The following is a 13,535-nucleotide window of genomic DNA, read 5'->3' on the forward strand; positions in this document are numbered from 1 at the left end:
ACCCGTGAATAGCTGGGGCCTTGCGGCTTCCCTCATTGCTTGATGTCTCACACGATCTGGAAGATCGCGCGCTCTCCCATGTTTCCCAATCTTAAAGGAGTGTGGCAGGAATATGGCCGATGGATGATGAACGCGCAACATCGGGCCGCACCCGCCGCCGGGCAAAACCGCTTGATCGCACGCGGCTGGAGGAGCTGGCGGTGGCTTATGTCGCGCGTTTCGCGACCAGCGCGGGCAAGCTGCGCGCCTACCTCCAGCGCAAGCTGCGCGAACGCGGGTTCACCGAAGACGAGGAGCCCGATCTCGACAGGCTGATCGCGACATTCGTCGAGCGGGGCTATGTCGACGACGAAGCCTATGGCCGCGCCAAGGCGGGCGATCTGGTGGCGCGCGGTTATGGCGCGCGGCGGGTCGATCAGGCGCTGCGGTCTGCCGGGATCGACGAGGATTTGCGCCATTCGCTCGAGCCGGGAGAGGCGCAGAAGCGCCAGGCGGCGCTGGTACTGGCGCGCAAGCGCGGCTTCGGGCCGTTCGGGCAGCACGCAGACCTGGGGCCCGAGGAAGCGCGCAAGCTACGGGAAAAGCGGCTTGCCGCATTGGTGCGCGCGGGCCATGATTTCGATATAGCACGGCGCATCGTCGAGGCGCGCACGGTCGAGGAGCTTGAGGAATGGGTCGCAGAAGCACGGGACGAGGAGCAATAAAGCGCCTGGCCGCGATGGCAGGGCTGGCCGCGCTGCTGGCCTGTTCACCCCAGACGCAGGCCGAATCGTCCGCCGAGCCTGCCGGTGCGGGCGCCGAGACGGCGACGACGCACCCGATCTCGGGACTCAAGGTGATCCCGCTGACCGTGACGACCGACGATGGCCAGATCGCGATTGCGGCGGAACTGGCCGATACGCCCGAAACACAGGCGCGCGGGCTGATGTTCCGCACCGAGCTCGGCGATCATGAAGGCATGATCTTCCCCTATGAGGGGACCACTGCGCAAAGCTTCTGGATGAAGAACACCCCGCTTGCGCTCGATATCATCTACATCGGTCCGGATGGGCGCATCAGCAATATCGCCGCGATGACCGAGCCCTATTCGCTCGAACCGGTCTATTCAGTCGGCCCGGTGCTCGGCGTGCTCGAATTGCGTGGGGGCCGGGCGGAGGAACTGGGCATCGCCCCGGGCGACCTGGTCGAATGGTAGGGATCACGCACGAGCGGAAGCCCAAGTGCGCGGTTGCGCACGGCGGCGCTTGAGGCCCGGCAAATAAACGGCTAATCGCGCGGCCATGAACATCCTCGGCAAGATTTTTACCTGGTGGGACGGCGCCACGATCGGCACGCTCCTGTGGTCGTCGCGCAATGGCGAGCAGGTTGGCACCGATGCGCAGGGCAACGCCTATTACCGCTCGAAAAAGAAGAGCGGCGATGGCCGCGAGCGGCGCTGGGTGATCTATGAGGGTGCCAACGATGCCAGCCGCGTGCCGAGCGAATGGCACGGCTGGCTCCACGGCTCGTTCGACGACGTACCCGAAAGCAATCTGCCCGCGGCGCGGATCTGGGAAACCGATTACACGCCCAATGCCACGGGTACGGCGACTGCCTATCGCCCCGCCGGTGCGCTCGAGCGCGGCGGCAAACGCGCCCGCGCGACGGGTGATTACGAAGCCTGGTCGCCCGAGGCGTGACGATGCGCGGGGCGCTTGCCCTCCTGGCCACGGCGGCGCTGGTCGCGGCCTGTGACCAGCAAGCGGACGCGCCCGCCGATGCGACCGCGACCACTATTCCCGAGGAACTGCAGCAGGGCGAATTGCCCGCGCGTCCCGCCGCCGAAGCGGGTCTGGGCACGCCGATGGCAGAGCGTGTCGCCACGCTCGGCCTGCTCAACAAGCGCAACAATGTCAGCCAGGACCTCGAACTGCGCCCCGGCGAGCAGCAGCGGGTCGGCGATGTGATCGTCCGCCTGCAGGCCTGCGAGCGCACCGCGCCGTGGGAAATGCCCAAGGAAACCGGCGGTTTCGTGCAGGTGCTGGTCAAGGAACGCGGGACCGAGGACAATTTCCGCAAGGTCTTCTCGGGCTGGCTGTTCAAGAACTCGCCCAGCCTCAACGTGGTCGAACACCCGATCTACGACGTCTGGATCAAGGACTGCGTGATGGATTTTCCGGGTGAGGAAGATGCGCCGAATCGCGCGACGACATCGGGCAACGCGGCCACCGGATAACCCTCCAGCCGGGCCATCATCTGCATATATTGCGCTTGGCTGACTGCCACTGCGCCCATGGTCGCCAGGTGTTCGGTCATGAACTGGCAGTCGAGCAGCGCATAGCCCGCCTCGCGCATCGCCGCGACCAGCCACGCCAGCGCCACCTTGCTGGCATCGGGCGTGCGGCTGAACATGCTTTCGCCGCAGAACACCCGGTCGAAACCGACGCCATACAGCCCGCCGACCAGTGCGCCGCCCTGCCAGCATTCGATCGAATGCGCATGCCCTGCCAGATGCAGCGCGTTGTAGCTGGCCTCGATCCGGTGGCTGATCCAGCTTTCGGCATGTTCTTCGCGCGGGGCTGCGCATTCGGCGATGACCCCGGCGAAATCGGCATTGCAGGTGACACGGAAGCGATCCTGCCGCAGCGTCTTCTTCAAACTCTTCGACAGGCGGAAACCATCGAGCGGGATGATCGCGCGTTCGCGCGGCTCGACCCAATAGACTTCGGGATCGCTGCGATGGTCGGCCATCGGGAAGATTCCCCCGCGATAGGCGCGCAGCAGCAATTCGACGGGTATCCGGGATGTGGCGGGGGCGTGCATCGCGGAGCATCTTAGCACTTCCATGCCTCTGGCGATATGGACCTTGCCAAGTGCGATTGGTCCCCCTAATGCGCGCCCTTCCTGCAGGGGTGTAGCTCAGCTGGTAGAGCATCGGTCTCCAAAACCGAGGGCCACGGGTTCGAATCCTGTCACCCCTGCCATTTCTTCTTCGATGACTTGTCGTTGCCGCAAGCGCGGCCTATCGCGCGCCAGATGACAGAAGATGAAAAGCGCCGGCGCGGTATCGAAGACCGCAAATTCTACGCCGCCAAACAGGAAGCCCGGTTCGAAAAACAGGGCCTCGAATCCCATACCCCGCAGACCGAGCATCCCAGCTACAAGCTGGCGTTCCAGGATACGGACTTCCTCCTGCGCGAGGAACTGCGCCCGGTGCGCTTCCAGCTCGAATTGCTCAAGCCCGAAATGGTCCTCGACGAGGCCGGGGTTGGCTCGACGCTGGTGATGTATGGCAGCGCGCGGATCCCGCCTCCCGAAGCCGCAGATACCGCGCTCGAAGGCGCCAAGGACCTGCCCGAGGAAGAGCGCAAGATCGTCGAAAGCCTGGTCGCCAAGTCGAAATATTACGAAGAAGCGCGCAAGCTGGCCAAGATGGCGACCGAGAAGTCGATCATCGAAAACGGCAAGCGCCAGTTCGTCGTGTGCTCGGGCGGCGGTCCGTCGATCATGGAGGCGGCCAATCGCGGCGCCAGCGAGGCGGGGGGCGAATCGATCGGCCTCAACATCATCCTGCCGCACGAACAGGCGCCCAACCAGTATGTGACGCCCTACCTGTCGCTCAACTTCCACTATTTCGCGCTGCGCAAGATGCACTTCCTGCTGCGCGCGCGCGCGGTGGCGGTCTTCCCCGGCGGGTTCGGCACGTTCGACGAATTCTTCGAACTGCTGACGCTGATCCAGACGGGCAAGATGAAGCCCATCCCGATCCTGCTGTTCGGCAAGGATTTCTGGTCGCGCGTGGTCAATTTCGAAGCGATTGCGGAAGAAGGCACGATCTCGAAGAAGGATCTCGAGCTGTTCCGCTGGTGCGAAACCGCCGAAGACGCATGGGAATATCTGTGCGACTTCTACGATCTGGGTTGCTGATCGCGCTCGCTGCGATTGCGGACTGCGTGATGGCCCAGCGGGCCTGATCCCTCGCCGAAACCGGGCGCCTGCTCGATCGCGGCATGGGTAAAGGCGCGTGCAATGCGGATCGCGTGGGTGAGCGGCTGGCGATAGCCCAGCATGGTCGCCAGCGCGGCAGACAGCGTGCACCCCGTCCCATGCGTATGCCGCGTTTCGATCCGCGAATGCGCGAAGCTGGCATATTTGCCGCTGGGCGAGGCGATCCGGTCGACCACCTGCGTTTCGTCCCCTGCATGCCCGCCCTTGGCGAGCACCTGGACCCCGTGCCGGTCGGCCAGTTCCTTCGCTGCCTCGAACATGTCCTCATCCGCGATCTCGGTGCGCCCGGTAAGCGCCTCGAGCTCGGGCAGGTTGGGGGTCACGATGGTGGCGATTTCCATCAGCGCAGCGAAGCCGGCGATTGTCGCCTCGTCCGCCAGCACCGAGCCGCTGGTGGCGACCATCACCGGATCGAAGACGATCGGGCCGGCGAATGTGTCGAGCCGCTCGGCGAGCAGCCGCGCGGTTTCGGGTGAGCCCAGCATGCCGATCTTGATCGCGTCGGCGCCGATGTCGGACAGGCAGCTATCGACCTGCTGCAACACGAATTGCGGCGACAGCGCCTCCACCCCCTGTACGCCAAGCGTGTTCTGCGCCGTCACCGCGGTGATCGCGGTCATCGCATAACCGCCCAGCATGGTGATCGTCTTGATATCCGCCTGGATACCCGCGCCGCCCGAACTGTCGGAGCCGGCGATCGAGAGGATACGCGGGGTCATTGCGTCGCTCACCCGGCGAACTTCCGTTTCGTGCCGGGCGGGAATTTCTCGTGCAATTGCTTGGCGCGGGTCGGGCGGTCCATCAGCTCGCCGCTGCAATTGGGGCAGACATCGTCGAGCGCTTCGGCGCATTCGGTGCAGAAGGTGCATTCGAAGCTGCAGATGAACGCACCGGCACTTTCGGCCGGAAGGTCGGTCCCGCAGCGTTCGCAATCGGGGCGCATTTCAAGCATCAGGCGGCCTCTTTCACAGCAGCGCAAATCCGGTCGACCACGGCCTCGACCTGGGCGGCATCGTCGCCTTCGGCCATGACCCGGATGACCGGCTCGGTCCCCGAGGGGCGGATGACGAGGCGGCCCTTGCCCGCAAGCTCCTGCTCGGCCTCGGCAATGACCTGTTTGACCGTCTCGTTCTCGAGCGGCGTGCCGCCGGCATAGCGCACATTCTTGAGCAATTGCGGGACCGGGTCGAAGACATGCAGCAATTCGCTGGCCGGCTTGCCCGAACGCACCAGGCTCGCGAGCACGCGCAGCGCGGCCACCGTACCGTCGCCGGTGGTGCCGTGATCGGTCAGGATCATGTGGCCCGATTGCTCGCCGCCGACATTGAAGCCGCCTTCGCGCATCCGCTCGAGCACGTAGCGGTCGCCGACCTTGGTCCGTTCGAGCGTCAGGCCGAGACCGGCGAGATAGCGTTCCAGACCGAGGTTCGACATGACCGTGGCGACCACGCCGCCGCCGGTCAGGTCGCCGCGCGCCTGCAGGCGGCTGGCGATCAGGCCCATCAGCTGGTCGCCATCGACTGTCCTGCCTTTCTCGTCGATCACGATCAGCCGGTCGGCATCGCCATCGAGCGCGATGCCGATGTCGGCGCCTTCCTCGACCACGCGCGCCTTGATCGCGTCGAGCGCGGTGGACCCGACGCCGTCGTTGATATTGATGCCATCGGGCGCGACGCCCATCGCGATGACCTCTGCGCCCAATTCCCAGATCGCGCTGGGGGCGACCTGGTAGGCCGCGCCATGCGCGCAATCGACCACCACTTTCAGCCCGTCGAAGCGGATGTCGCTTGCCACCGACTGTTTCACCGCGTGGATATAGCGCCCACGGGCGTCCTCGATCCGGCGCGCGCGGCCGATCCGGTCGGGCTGGACCAGCAACGGTTCCTGTTCGAGCAGGCGTTCGATCGATGCCTCGGCCTCGTCGGACAGCTTGAACCCGTCGGGCCCGAACAGCTTGATGCCATTGTCCTCGAACGGGTTGTGGCTGGCGGAGATCATTACGCCCAGGTCGGCGCGCATCTCGCGGGTCAGCAGCGCGATCGCCGGGGTCGGCAGCGGCCCGGTCATGATCACGTCCATCCCGACGCTGGTGAAGCCCGCGACCAGCGCGCTCTCCATCATATAGCCCGACAGGCGCGTGTCCTTGCCGATCACTACCCGGTGACGATGCCCACCGCGGAGGAAATGCGTCCCCGCCGCCTGGCCGACGCGCATGGCGGTGGCGGCGGTCATCACACCCTCGTTGGTGCGTCCGCGGATGCCGTCCGTGCCGAAGAATTTGCGTGCCATCTGCGGGCGGTCTCCTTGTGTCGGCTCCCCCATGGCGCGATTGGCACGCGAATAAAAGCCTGCCTGCCCCCCTTTTCGCGTACAATATCGGCGCTATGTGCAACCACGCGCCCATCGCGGCGTTAGGGATACGCGTAGGAAACTGATTCACACCAACCCAAGAGGGGACAATCCATGGCTTTTGAGCTGATCGACCTGCCTTACGACGACACCGCGCTGGAACCGGCGGTTTCGGCCAAGACGCTGTCGTTTCACCACGGCAAGCACCACAAGGCCTATCTCGACAAGACCAACAAGGCGATCGAAGGCACCGACCTCGAGGGCAAGGAACTCGAAGCGGTGGTCGCCTCGGCGCGCGACAGCGACCAGGGCCTGTTCAACAATTCGGCGCAGAGCTGGAACCACGGCTTCTACTGGCACTCGATGGCGCCTTCGGAAACCAGCCCGTCGGACGAACTCAAGAGCATGATCGACGATGTCTTCGGCTCGGTCGACGGCGTGAAGGAAAAGCTCGCCGAACGCGGCGCGGGCCATTTCGCCAGCGGCTGGGTCTGGCTCGCCATCAAGGACGGCAAGCTGACGATCGAGGAAACGCATGACGGCGACACGCTGGCCGATCTCGACGGGGTGAACCCGCTGCTCGTGATCGACCTGTGGGAACACGCCTATTACCTCGATCACCAGAACGCGCGTCCCGCCTATCTCGATGCGGTCAACGGCAAGCTCAACTGGAGCTTCGCGAGCGAAAATCTCGCACGCGGCACGACCTGGAAATATCCCGGCTAAGCCGCACGGCAGCTGATGAATACCGGGCCCGTCGCCAGCAATGGCGGCGGGCTCTTGCTATGGGGCGGGGGTGTCGGTCTTGTCCGCTTCGTCGAACAGGCTGGTCGCGAACAGGGGTTCGCCGAAGATGAAACCGACGAGGTTGGGCCGCCCGATATGGTCGAACAGCGCGGTCAGCATCAGCAGGATCGGGACCGACAGCAGCGCGCCGAACACGCCCCAGATCCAGGTGAAGTAGGACAGCGCGATCAGAATCATCACCGGGTTCATCGTGAAGCGCGCGCCGAGGATCGACGGGGTGATGAAATTCGCCTCGACCGTATGCAGCGCGAGATAGGCGGCCGCAGGCACCAGGCCGAGCACGATCGTTTCGGTCGTTCCGATCCCGAACAGGCCGAGCAGGGCGACCATCACGATCGGGCCGACATAGGGCAGGAAATTGAGCAGCGCGGCGAGCCCGCCCCACATGATCGGCGCATCGACGCCCAGCGCCCAGGCGCCCAGTGCGACCACCAGCCCGACCATCGCATTGATCCAGCCCACCGTGAGTATATAAGCCGCGACCCGGTCCTGCACTTCGCGGATCACGCGCGCGGCCTTGATGCTGGTGCCGAAGCTGGCCCGGCCGAACAGCAGCCGCTGGCGCAGGCGGACGCGCGCTTCGATCATGAAATAAGCCATCAGCAGTGTCAGGATCGTCTCGATGATCAGGCTCGGCGTGGCGAAGGCGACCTGTTCGAGCAGGCTGGGCGCGGCCAGCACCACTTCGCGCGTGCCGTCACTGTTCATCAGCGCGCCAAGCTGTTCATTGAGCGCGGCGACCCAGGCGAAGCGCTCGCGCAATTCGCCGAAGCGCGCCATCACGCCCTGCGCCATCGCGGGAACATCGTCGAACAGGGCGACCGCAGGTTGCAGGATCAGCGCCAGCGCAAGCAGCAGGATCGCGAAGAAGAACAGCAGCGCGGTGAGCGAGGCAAGGGCATTGGGCAGGCCCCAGCCGTTCAGCTTATCCGCCAGCGGCGACAGGATCACGGTCAGCACCAGCGCGGTGACCACCGGCAGGAACACCACCGAGCCGATCGACAGTACGAAGGGCAGCGCGAGGAACAGGCCCAGGCCGATCAGCAGGACCAGCGACGAAATCAGCCGCAGTTCCTGTTCGGCAAAGGCCAGCCTGCGCGACCGGCGCGCGGGGGCGGGCGGGGCGCTCTGTTCGGAAGGCTGGGTGTCGCTCATCGCCATCTATCTGCCTTGCGCGGCAAATCGTGACAAGCGGCCCAGCGACGAAGTTATTCTATCTGCGGCTGCCACCCTGGCCCGCGGCGACTTCGTCGAGTTCCTCGAGGATCGCGCGGTGGGCAGCGTGGTCGTTGATCGAGCGCTTGGGGATGTTCCCTTCCGCGAGCATCGAGTTGAGCGCCGCGCGGGCGCGCCCGACGCGGCTCTTGATCGTGCCCACGGCACAGTCGCAGATGGTCGCGGCTTCCTCGTAGGAAAACCCGCCTGCACCCACCAGCAGCAGCGCCTCGCGCCGTTCGGGCGGCAGCGTCAGCAGCGCGCGGTGCATGTCGGACAGGTGGATCGGTTCCTCCTGCCCGGCCGGCGCGGTCAGCACGCGTTCGGCGACCGTCTCGTCATATTCGCCGCGGAAGCGGTTGCGCCGCATGTCGGTGAGATAGGCGTTGCGCAGGATCACGAAGGTCCATGCGCGCATGCTGGTGCCGGGCTGGAAGCGCTCCTGCGCCGCCCAGGCCTTGAGCAGCGTTTCCTGCACCAGATCGTCGGCCATGTCGGCGCGTCCGCACAGGCCGCGCGCAAATGCGCGCAGGTGCGGCACCACCTCGGTCAGCTCGCGCTTGAAATCGGCTGCATCGGATGCCGTCCGTTCCCCGGCGGCCATCAGGACTTGGCGTCCAGCTGGTCGAGCAGGTTCTGGAAACTGTCGGGCAGCGGTTCTTCGACCACCGAATCGTACAGCTGCCTGAGGCCATTGGCCCAATCGGGGTCCTTGCCGCGGCCACCTGCGCCGGAACTCGGGGGCGGTCCGCCGGCGGTCGACCGCTGCGGTTTTTTTGGTGTGTCGGACTTCATGACTTGAAAGGTAGTACCCTCTTATGGTTCTCGCTAGGGGCTGTACCCGCTAGCGAGAGCGACGATCCCGGATGTGCTTCGCACAACGCACGGATCATATGCGGGTTCCCGCAAGTTGCAAAATGGAACCAAACCCGCCGCGCGGCATAGTATAACGCCGGGTAAATCGACAGGGACAAGAAGCTGGTCAGCGAAGAACTCCAACGCAAGGGACGCCGACGGCGCTGGTTGATCGATTATCCGCGCGGTATCCCGGTGCTGATTTTCATCCTCGTGACCGGCATCACCGTGCTCAGCGTGTTTGCGATCGAGCGGGGCGAGAAGCAGCGCGATGCCGCCGATGTCGCGCGCAAGGCGCAGGCGATGACCTCGGCGATCGAGCGCCGTGCCTATACCAGCTCGGCCTATCTGCGCGCCGGCGCGGCGCTGCTGTCGACGCAGGACGAGGTGACGCCAGAACTGTTCCGGCGGTTCGTCTCCGAATTGCGGCTCGATGCCAATTATCGCGGTGCGGAGGGGATCGGCTGGGCTCCGGTTATCGAGGCGGGCGAGGTCGAGCTTTTCGAGAACCGTCTCGGTGTCAGCCGGGTCGAGGAAAAGCGCGTTTCCCCCACGCTCGAAGAGCAGCCGCGCGACATGCTGACGCCGATTCTCTATCTCCAGCCCGACACCGTCCGCAACCGCCGCGCGCTGGGTTACGACATGTATGCCGAACCGATCCGCCGCGCGGCGATGGATCTGGCGGCGGCCAACGACCGCCCGACCGCAAGCGGCCCGATCGTGCTGGTGCAGGAAGGTGGCGGCAGGGAGGCGGGCTTCCTCATCTATATGCCGGTCTACGAAGGGCTCAGCAATACGCGCGGGCTCAAGGGCTTCATCTACAGCCCGTTCAACGCCACCCAGTTCCTCGATTCGGCCGGCGAGCTGGTGAGCTATGATGCGGTCGGTGCGCGGCTGCTCGATGGCGAGACGCCTGCACGCATGTCGATGGCGCAGAGCGAGGGGTGGGTCGAAGGGCGCTCCGCCGTGACCCGCGAGGTGAATCTCGCCAACCGCGCGATGGTGCTCGAAGTGCAATCGACGCGCGAGGCCGGGCTGTCCTCGATGTCGATGATTACGCTGCTGTTCGGTCTTGCGGTTGCCAGCCTGCTCATGCTCGTATCGCGCCTGCTGACCCAGCAGACGCTGGAAGACCGGCGGGCGATCAGCTGGTTCGAGGAGCAGAATTCGATCCGCAATTCGCTCACCCGCGAGCTCAACCACCGGGTGAAGAACACGCTCGCCAACGTGCTCTCGATCGTCTCGCTGACTCGCCGCCGGTCGGACGACCTGGATGAATTTGCCGAGGGGCTCGACGGGCGCATCCGTGCGCTATCCGCCACGCATGACCTGCTGACGCAGTCGGAATGGGGGACCACGCCGATCCGCTCGGTGATCGAGGTCGAACTGGCGCCCTATGTGCGCGACGAGGATCACACGCTCGAGCTGGACGGCCCGCATACCGAGCTTGCGCCCAATGATGCGCTGTCGCTGGGACTGGCCATCCACGAACTGGCGACCAATGCCGCCAAATACGGTTCGCTCAGCATTGCCGGGGGCAGCGTGTCGGTACGCTGGAGCCAGCTCAACGATACGCTGGCCAAGATCGAATGGATCGAAAGCGGCGGCCCGCCTGTCGGCAAGCCGCAGCGGCGCGGGTTCGGCACCGATCTGATCGAGAAGATCGTCGCGCATGAACTGCGCCACCCGGTCGAGCTCAAATTCGATCCCGAAGGCGTGCGCTGCACGCTGATGGTCCCGGTGCGCGAGCCGAGCGAGTTCGAATTGCGGCGCAAGGGCCCCGGCGGCCGCAGGAACTGACCGCCGCCACGTCGCAAACGACAAAGCCCGATACGAAAAACCCGGACCTTGCGGCCCGGGCTTTACCGTATTCAATTATCGGCTGACGCTCAGCCCAGCGGGCGGCTCGATCCGAAGAACAGCGCCTGGCTGATCGCGGCGCGGACCGTCTGCTCCTGGAACGGCTTGGTGACGAGGTAGGTCGGCTCGGGCCGGTCACCGGTCAGCAGGCGTTCGGGGTAGGCAGTGATGAAGATCACCGGGACGCTGCTGATGGCGAGGATATCGTCCACCGCATCGAGGCCCGACGAACCATCGGCCAGCTGGATATCGGCCAGCACCAGACCAGGGGTCTTTTCCGCGACCACTTCCTGCGCCTGCGTGCGCGTGGCAGCAGTCCCGCAGACTTCGTGGCCGAGCGAGGACACGAGGTCTTCGAGTTGCATCGAGATCAGCGGCTCGTCTTCGATGATGAGCACGCTGGTCGACGATTCACGGTCGATCTCGGAAATGGCTTCCTGCGCCAGGCGCTCGATGTCGTCGGCTGCCATATCCATGATTTCCCCCGCCTGGTCGGACGAGAAGTCCTCCAGCGTGGTCAGGAGCAGCGCCTGGCGGTTGAGCGGCGTAACCGATTTCAGCCGGTCCTGCGCGGCGCCTTCGTGGCGGTCGTCGCCGACGTTTTCCGGAACATCCAGATAAGCGCTCGACCAGACTTTGTTGAAGGCCCGGTACAGCGGCACGCGGCCGCCTTCGAGCGATTGTTTGAGTTCGCTATCGGCCAGAGCGGCTTCAAGCGTGGCACGGACAAATGCGTCTCCCGTAGCCTGCGAACCCGTCAGCGCGCGCGCATAGCGGCGGAGGTACGGCAAGTTACGAGCAATCTGATCACCAAGTGACATTTAGACCCCTTCCTTAAGGTGCGCGCTTCTAACGTCCCGTGGGGCAGTAGGTTCCAAGTCGGCGGCCTGCAAGCTGCGGTTTGACAAACCCGGTTGTTGGGGCGCATCCCGCGCGCAATTCGCTGCCTCAAGGAGATCGTGCGTTGCACGAGATTGCCGATCCGATCGCCTGCCGGAACTGCCCGCTCCAGTCCTGTCCGGGCCTGAGAACGCTGGAAGAGCATCAGCTCACCTATATGCAGCGGTTCAAGGACGGCGAGGTCGGGCTCCTGCGCGGCGATACGCTGATCGAGGAGGGCACCGCGCACGACCGGCTCTATACCGTGCTCGACGGGGTGCTGATCCGCTCGCGCACGCTCGCCGACGGACGGCGGCAGATCCTCAACTTCATGTTCCCCGGCGATCTCGTCGGCTTGCAGGGCGCGTTCGATGCCCCGTCGAACCATGCGATCGAGGCTTTGGTGGATGCGCGGCTATGCCGCTTCAAGCGCGGCGATTTCATCGACCTGATCTCGGAGCACCCGCGGCTGGGCTACGATATCACCTGGCTCGCCGCGCAAGAAGAAGCGGCGCTGGAAGGGCATATCGTCTCGCTCGGCCAGCGCAGCGCGCGCGAGCGGGTGACCTATCTGGCGGTATGGTTGCTCGACCGTGCGCAGGCGACCTGCCTCGCCGGCGACCAGAATATCGTCTCGCTGCCGATCACGCAGGCGCAGATCGCCGACATGCTCGGGCTGTCGCTGGTGCATACCAACCGCACCGTGCGCCAGCTCCACCGCGAAGGGCTGGTCGACTGGAAATCGCGCACAATTCATGTGCCCGACCTCGCCCGGGCGGCCGACTTCGCGCAATTCGATCGCGAAAAAGAGACGTGCAGGCCGTTCATTTGACGCGGTTTTTTGCAGGTCCCAAAAAAAATGGACCGGCGTGGGAACCCTCTTTTTGGCGGCGCGTATTCTCTATGTCACCGCCGAGACCCCCCCTCCCGTCCAAGCGGCTGGTGATACGATCCCGAAAGGCCTCCGTTGCACTGCAACGGAGGCCTTTTTTCTGTCCGGCGCCTATCTTCGACGACAGCGCGGTCTTCCGCATGCGGGCTGAAATCGGGAAAAGGATGGGGTTTTAGCGCAGCGCGCCGCGCAGGCGCGAGATGATCCCGCGCCGTTTGGGTTGCCGCAGCACATCGATCAGCACTTCGGCATCATAAGGCTTTTCCAGCGTACAGCCGAGTGCCGCGATATCCTTGGGGATGTCCTGCGGCGCGCCGGTCGAGAAGATGATCCGCGGGCTGTTGGGGCCAAGCGTGCGGACCAGCTCGGCAATTGCCCAGCCATCGTCGCGATCGGCGAGATGGACGTCGAGCACGATCGCCCCGGGCCGTTCCTGCCGCAAATGCTGCATCGCCTGTTCGGTGGACGAGGACAGCGCGACCTGCGCCACGCCCGCATCGAGCAGCGCCTGTTCCAGAACCATGCCGAGGACAGCGTCATCCTCCACCACAAGCACGTGGTCCGGCAATGTCTCGGCTGAGACCGTCTGGGAAGGCTGCGTCATCGGTTCTCGCATGGCTCCGCGACAAGGATGCCGCGTCTGTTCTGCCAACGGGACAAGGCCTTGCACAGTTCCCGGCGCATGGCGTTC

The 13,535-nt window shown here is 65.0% G+C and carries 17 protein-coding genes and 1 tRNA gene; 9 read left to right on the plus strand and 9 right to left on the minus strand.

Features of this window, described 5'->3' with window-relative positions:
* Positions 1–119: 119 nt before the first annotated feature.
* From J2S32_RS13470 to J2S32_RS13485, 4 genes are all read left to right on the plus strand, one after another.
* The gene (locus J2S32_RS13470) at positions 120–704 is read left to right on the plus strand and encodes a regulatory protein RecX (RefSeq protein WP_253522147.1); all 585 of its coding nucleotides are present in this window, start codon (positions 120–122) and stop codon (positions 702–704) included.
* Complete coding sequence (locus J2S32_RS13475) at positions 671–1,195, plus strand: DUF192 domain-containing protein (RefSeq protein WP_253522148.1); 525 nt, start codon at positions 671–673, stop codon at positions 1,193–1,195. The genes J2S32_RS13470 and J2S32_RS13475 overlap by 34 nt, the downstream gene beginning before the upstream one ends.
* Before the next feature lie 85 nt (positions 1,196–1,280).
* Positions 1,281–1,679: an NADH:ubiquinone oxidoreductase subunit NDUFA12 gene (locus tag J2S32_RS13480; RefSeq protein WP_253522149.1), complete on the plus strand. Its 399-nt coding sequence runs from the start codon at positions 1,281–1,283 to the stop codon at positions 1,677–1,679.
* A gap of 2 nt (positions 1,680–1,681) precedes the next feature.
* Entirely contained in the window at positions 1,682–2,215 is a 534-nt protein-coding gene (locus J2S32_RS13485; RefSeq protein ID WP_253522150.1) for a DUF2155 domain-containing protein, read from the plus strand.
* On the opposite strand, the gene aat is transcribed toward J2S32_RS13485, so the two are convergent.
* On the minus strand, positions 2,119–2,802 hold the full coding sequence (aat, locus tag J2S32_RS13490; RefSeq protein ID WP_253522151.1) for a leucyl/phenylalanyl-tRNA--protein transferase: 684 nt from the start codon (positions 2,800–2,802) through the stop codon (positions 2,119–2,121). The genes J2S32_RS13485 and aat overlap by 97 nt on opposite strands.
* A gap of 85 nt (positions 2,803–2,887) precedes the next feature.
* On the opposite strand from aat, the gene J2S32_RS13495 reads away from it, so the two are divergent.
* Together J2S32_RS13495 and J2S32_RS13500 are read left to right on the plus strand one after the other, a co-directional pair.
* Positions 2,888–2,963: transfer RNA gene (locus J2S32_RS13495), tRNA-Trp, on the plus strand.
* A 52-nt stretch (positions 2,964–3,015) separates the two neighbouring features.
* Positions 3,016–3,906 carry an LOG family protein gene (locus tag J2S32_RS13500; RefSeq protein ID WP_253522153.1) on the plus strand — a complete coding sequence of 297 codons (891 nt, stop codon included), beginning with the start codon at positions 3,016–3,018 and terminating at the stop codon, positions 3,904–3,906.
* Here the strand turns inward: J2S32_RS13500 and thiD are convergent.
* The 3 genes from thiD to glmM are packed head-to-tail and all read right to left on the minus strand — an operon-like array spanning position 3,888 to position 6,276.
* A complete protein-coding gene (gene thiD, locus J2S32_RS13505; protein ID WP_253523120.1) occupies positions 3,888–4,706 on the minus strand; it encodes a bifunctional hydroxymethylpyrimidine kinase/phosphomethylpyrimidine kinase in 819 nt (272 codons plus the stop codon). The two genes, J2S32_RS13500 and thiD, sit on opposite strands and share 19 nt — an antisense overlap.
* A gap of 8 nt (positions 4,707–4,714) precedes the next feature.
* Entirely contained in the window at positions 4,715–4,939 is a 225-nt protein-coding gene (locus J2S32_RS13510) for a DUF1272 domain-containing protein (RefSeq protein WP_253522155.1), read from the minus strand.
* On the minus strand, positions 4,939–6,276 hold the full coding sequence (glmM, locus tag J2S32_RS13515) for a phosphoglucosamine mutase (protein ID WP_253522156.1): 1,338 nt from the start codon (positions 6,274–6,276) through the stop codon (positions 4,939–4,941). Before glmM ends, J2S32_RS13510 begins: the two co-directional genes overlap by 1 nt.
* Before the next feature lie 174 nt (positions 6,277–6,450).
* Here glmM and J2S32_RS13520 point away from each other — a divergent pair, with 174 nt between their 5' ends.
* A complete protein-coding gene (locus J2S32_RS13520) occupies positions 6,451–7,062 on the plus strand; it encodes a superoxide dismutase (RefSeq protein WP_253522157.1) in 612 nt (203 codons plus the stop codon).
* Positions 7,063–7,119: 57 nt separating this feature from the next.
* Here the strand turns inward: J2S32_RS13520 and J2S32_RS13525 are convergent, their stop codons facing one another.
* Genes J2S32_RS13525 through J2S32_RS13535 form a run of 3 tightly spaced genes read right to left on the minus strand, consistent with a single transcriptional unit; the run spans position 7,120 to position 9,153 of the window.
* Positions 7,120–8,298, minus strand: a complete 1,179-nt coding sequence (locus tag J2S32_RS13525; RefSeq protein WP_253522158.1) for an AI-2E family transporter — start codon at positions 8,296–8,298, stop codon at positions 7,120–7,122.
* Between the two features lie 58 nt (positions 8,299–8,356).
* Complete coding sequence (locus J2S32_RS13530) at positions 8,357–8,962, minus strand: sigma-70 family RNA polymerase sigma factor (protein WP_253522160.1); 606 nt, start codon at positions 8,960–8,962, stop codon at positions 8,357–8,359.
* A complete protein-coding gene (locus J2S32_RS13535) occupies positions 8,962–9,153 on the minus strand; it encodes a NepR family anti-sigma factor (RefSeq protein ID WP_253522162.1) in 192 nt (63 codons plus the stop codon). Before J2S32_RS13535 ends, J2S32_RS13530 begins: the two co-directional genes overlap by 1 nt.
* Before the next feature lie 228 nt (positions 9,154–9,381).
* Between J2S32_RS13535 and J2S32_RS13540 the strand changes: the two genes are divergently transcribed.
* Complete coding sequence (locus J2S32_RS13540; RefSeq protein ID WP_253522163.1) at positions 9,382–11,013, plus strand: CHASE domain-containing protein; 1,632 nt, start codon at positions 9,382–9,384, stop codon at positions 11,011–11,013.
* Between the two features lie 89 nt (positions 11,014–11,102).
* On the opposite strand, the gene J2S32_RS13545 is transcribed toward J2S32_RS13540, so the two are convergent.
* The gene (locus J2S32_RS13545; RefSeq protein WP_253522164.1) at positions 11,103–11,894 is read right to left on the minus strand and encodes a response regulator; all 792 of its coding nucleotides are present in this window, start codon (positions 11,892–11,894) and stop codon (positions 11,103–11,105) included.
* 143 nt (positions 11,895–12,037) lie between these two features.
* Between J2S32_RS13545 and J2S32_RS13550 the strand changes: the two genes are divergently transcribed.
* A complete protein-coding gene (locus J2S32_RS13550; protein WP_253522165.1) occupies positions 12,038–12,784 on the plus strand; it encodes a Crp/Fnr family transcriptional regulator in 747 nt (248 codons plus the stop codon).
* A 232-nt stretch (positions 12,785–13,016) separates the two neighbouring features.
* Here the strand turns inward: J2S32_RS13550 and J2S32_RS13555 are convergent, their stop codons facing one another.
* Positions 13,017–13,448: a response regulator gene (locus J2S32_RS13555; RefSeq protein ID WP_253522166.1), complete on the minus strand. Its 432-nt coding sequence runs from the start codon at positions 13,446–13,448 to the stop codon at positions 13,017–13,019.
* Positions 13,449–13,535 lie beyond the last annotated feature (87 nt).

This window comes from Qipengyuania citrea (assembly GCF_024171405.1).
Taxonomy (GTDB): domain Bacteria; phylum Pseudomonadota; class Alphaproteobacteria; order Sphingomonadales; family Sphingomonadaceae; genus Qipengyuania; species Qipengyuania profunda.

Excerpts from the sequence above, each read along its gene's own strand:
- J2S32_RS13555 (WP_253522166.1), bottom strand. The coding sequence starts at position 13,448 with ATGACGCAGCCTTCCCAGACGGTCTCAGCCGAGACATTGCCGGACCAC.
- J2S32_RS13510 (WP_253522155.1), bottom strand. The coding sequence starts at position 4,939 with ATGCTTGAAATGCGCCCCGATTGCGAACGCTGCGGGACCGACCTTCCG.
- J2S32_RS13470 (WP_253522147.1), top strand. The coding sequence starts at position 120 with ATGGATGATGAACGCGCAACATCGGGCCGCACCCGCCGCCGGGCAAAA.
- thiD (WP_253523120.1), bottom strand. The coding sequence starts at position 4,706 with ATGACCCCGCGTATCCTCTCGATCGCCGGCTCCGACAGTTCGGGCGGC.
- J2S32_RS13475 (WP_253522148.1), top strand. The coding sequence starts at position 671 with ATGGGTCGCAGAAGCACGGGACGAGGAGCAATAAAGCGCCTGGCCGCG.
- J2S32_RS13500 (WP_253522153.1), top strand. The coding sequence starts at position 3,016 with ATGACAGAAGATGAAAAGCGCCGGCGCGGTATCGAAGACCGCAAATTC.
- J2S32_RS13480 (WP_253522149.1), top strand. The coding sequence starts at position 1,281 with ATGAACATCCTCGGCAAGATTTTTACCTGGTGGGACGGCGCCACGATC.
- J2S32_RS13535 (WP_253522162.1), bottom strand. The coding sequence starts at position 9,153 with ATGAAGTCCGACACACCAAAAAAACCGCAGCGGTCGACCGCCGGCGGA.
- glmM (WP_253522156.1), bottom strand. The coding sequence starts at position 6,276 with ATGGCACGCAAATTCTTCGGCACGGACGGCATCCGCGGACGCACCAAC.
- J2S32_RS13525 (WP_253522158.1), bottom strand. The coding sequence starts at position 8,298 with ATGAGCGACACCCAGCCTTCCGAACAGAGCGCCCCGCCCGCCCCCGCG.
- J2S32_RS13530 (WP_253522160.1), bottom strand. The coding sequence starts at position 8,962 with ATGGCCGCCGGGGAACGGACGGCATCCGATGCAGCCGATTTCAAGCGC.
- J2S32_RS13485 (WP_253522150.1), top strand. The coding sequence starts at position 1,682 with ATGCGCGGGGCGCTTGCCCTCCTGGCCACGGCGGCGCTGGTCGCGGCC.
- J2S32_RS13520 (WP_253522157.1), top strand. The coding sequence starts at position 6,451 with ATGGCTTTTGAGCTGATCGACCTGCCTTACGACGACACCGCGCTGGAA.
- aat (WP_253522151.1), bottom strand. The coding sequence starts at position 2,802 with ATGCACGCCCCCGCCACATCCCGGATACCCGTCGAATTGCTGCTGCGC.
- J2S32_RS13545 (WP_253522164.1), bottom strand. The coding sequence starts at position 11,894 with ATGTCACTTGGTGATCAGATTGCTCGTAACTTGCCGTACCTCCGCCGC.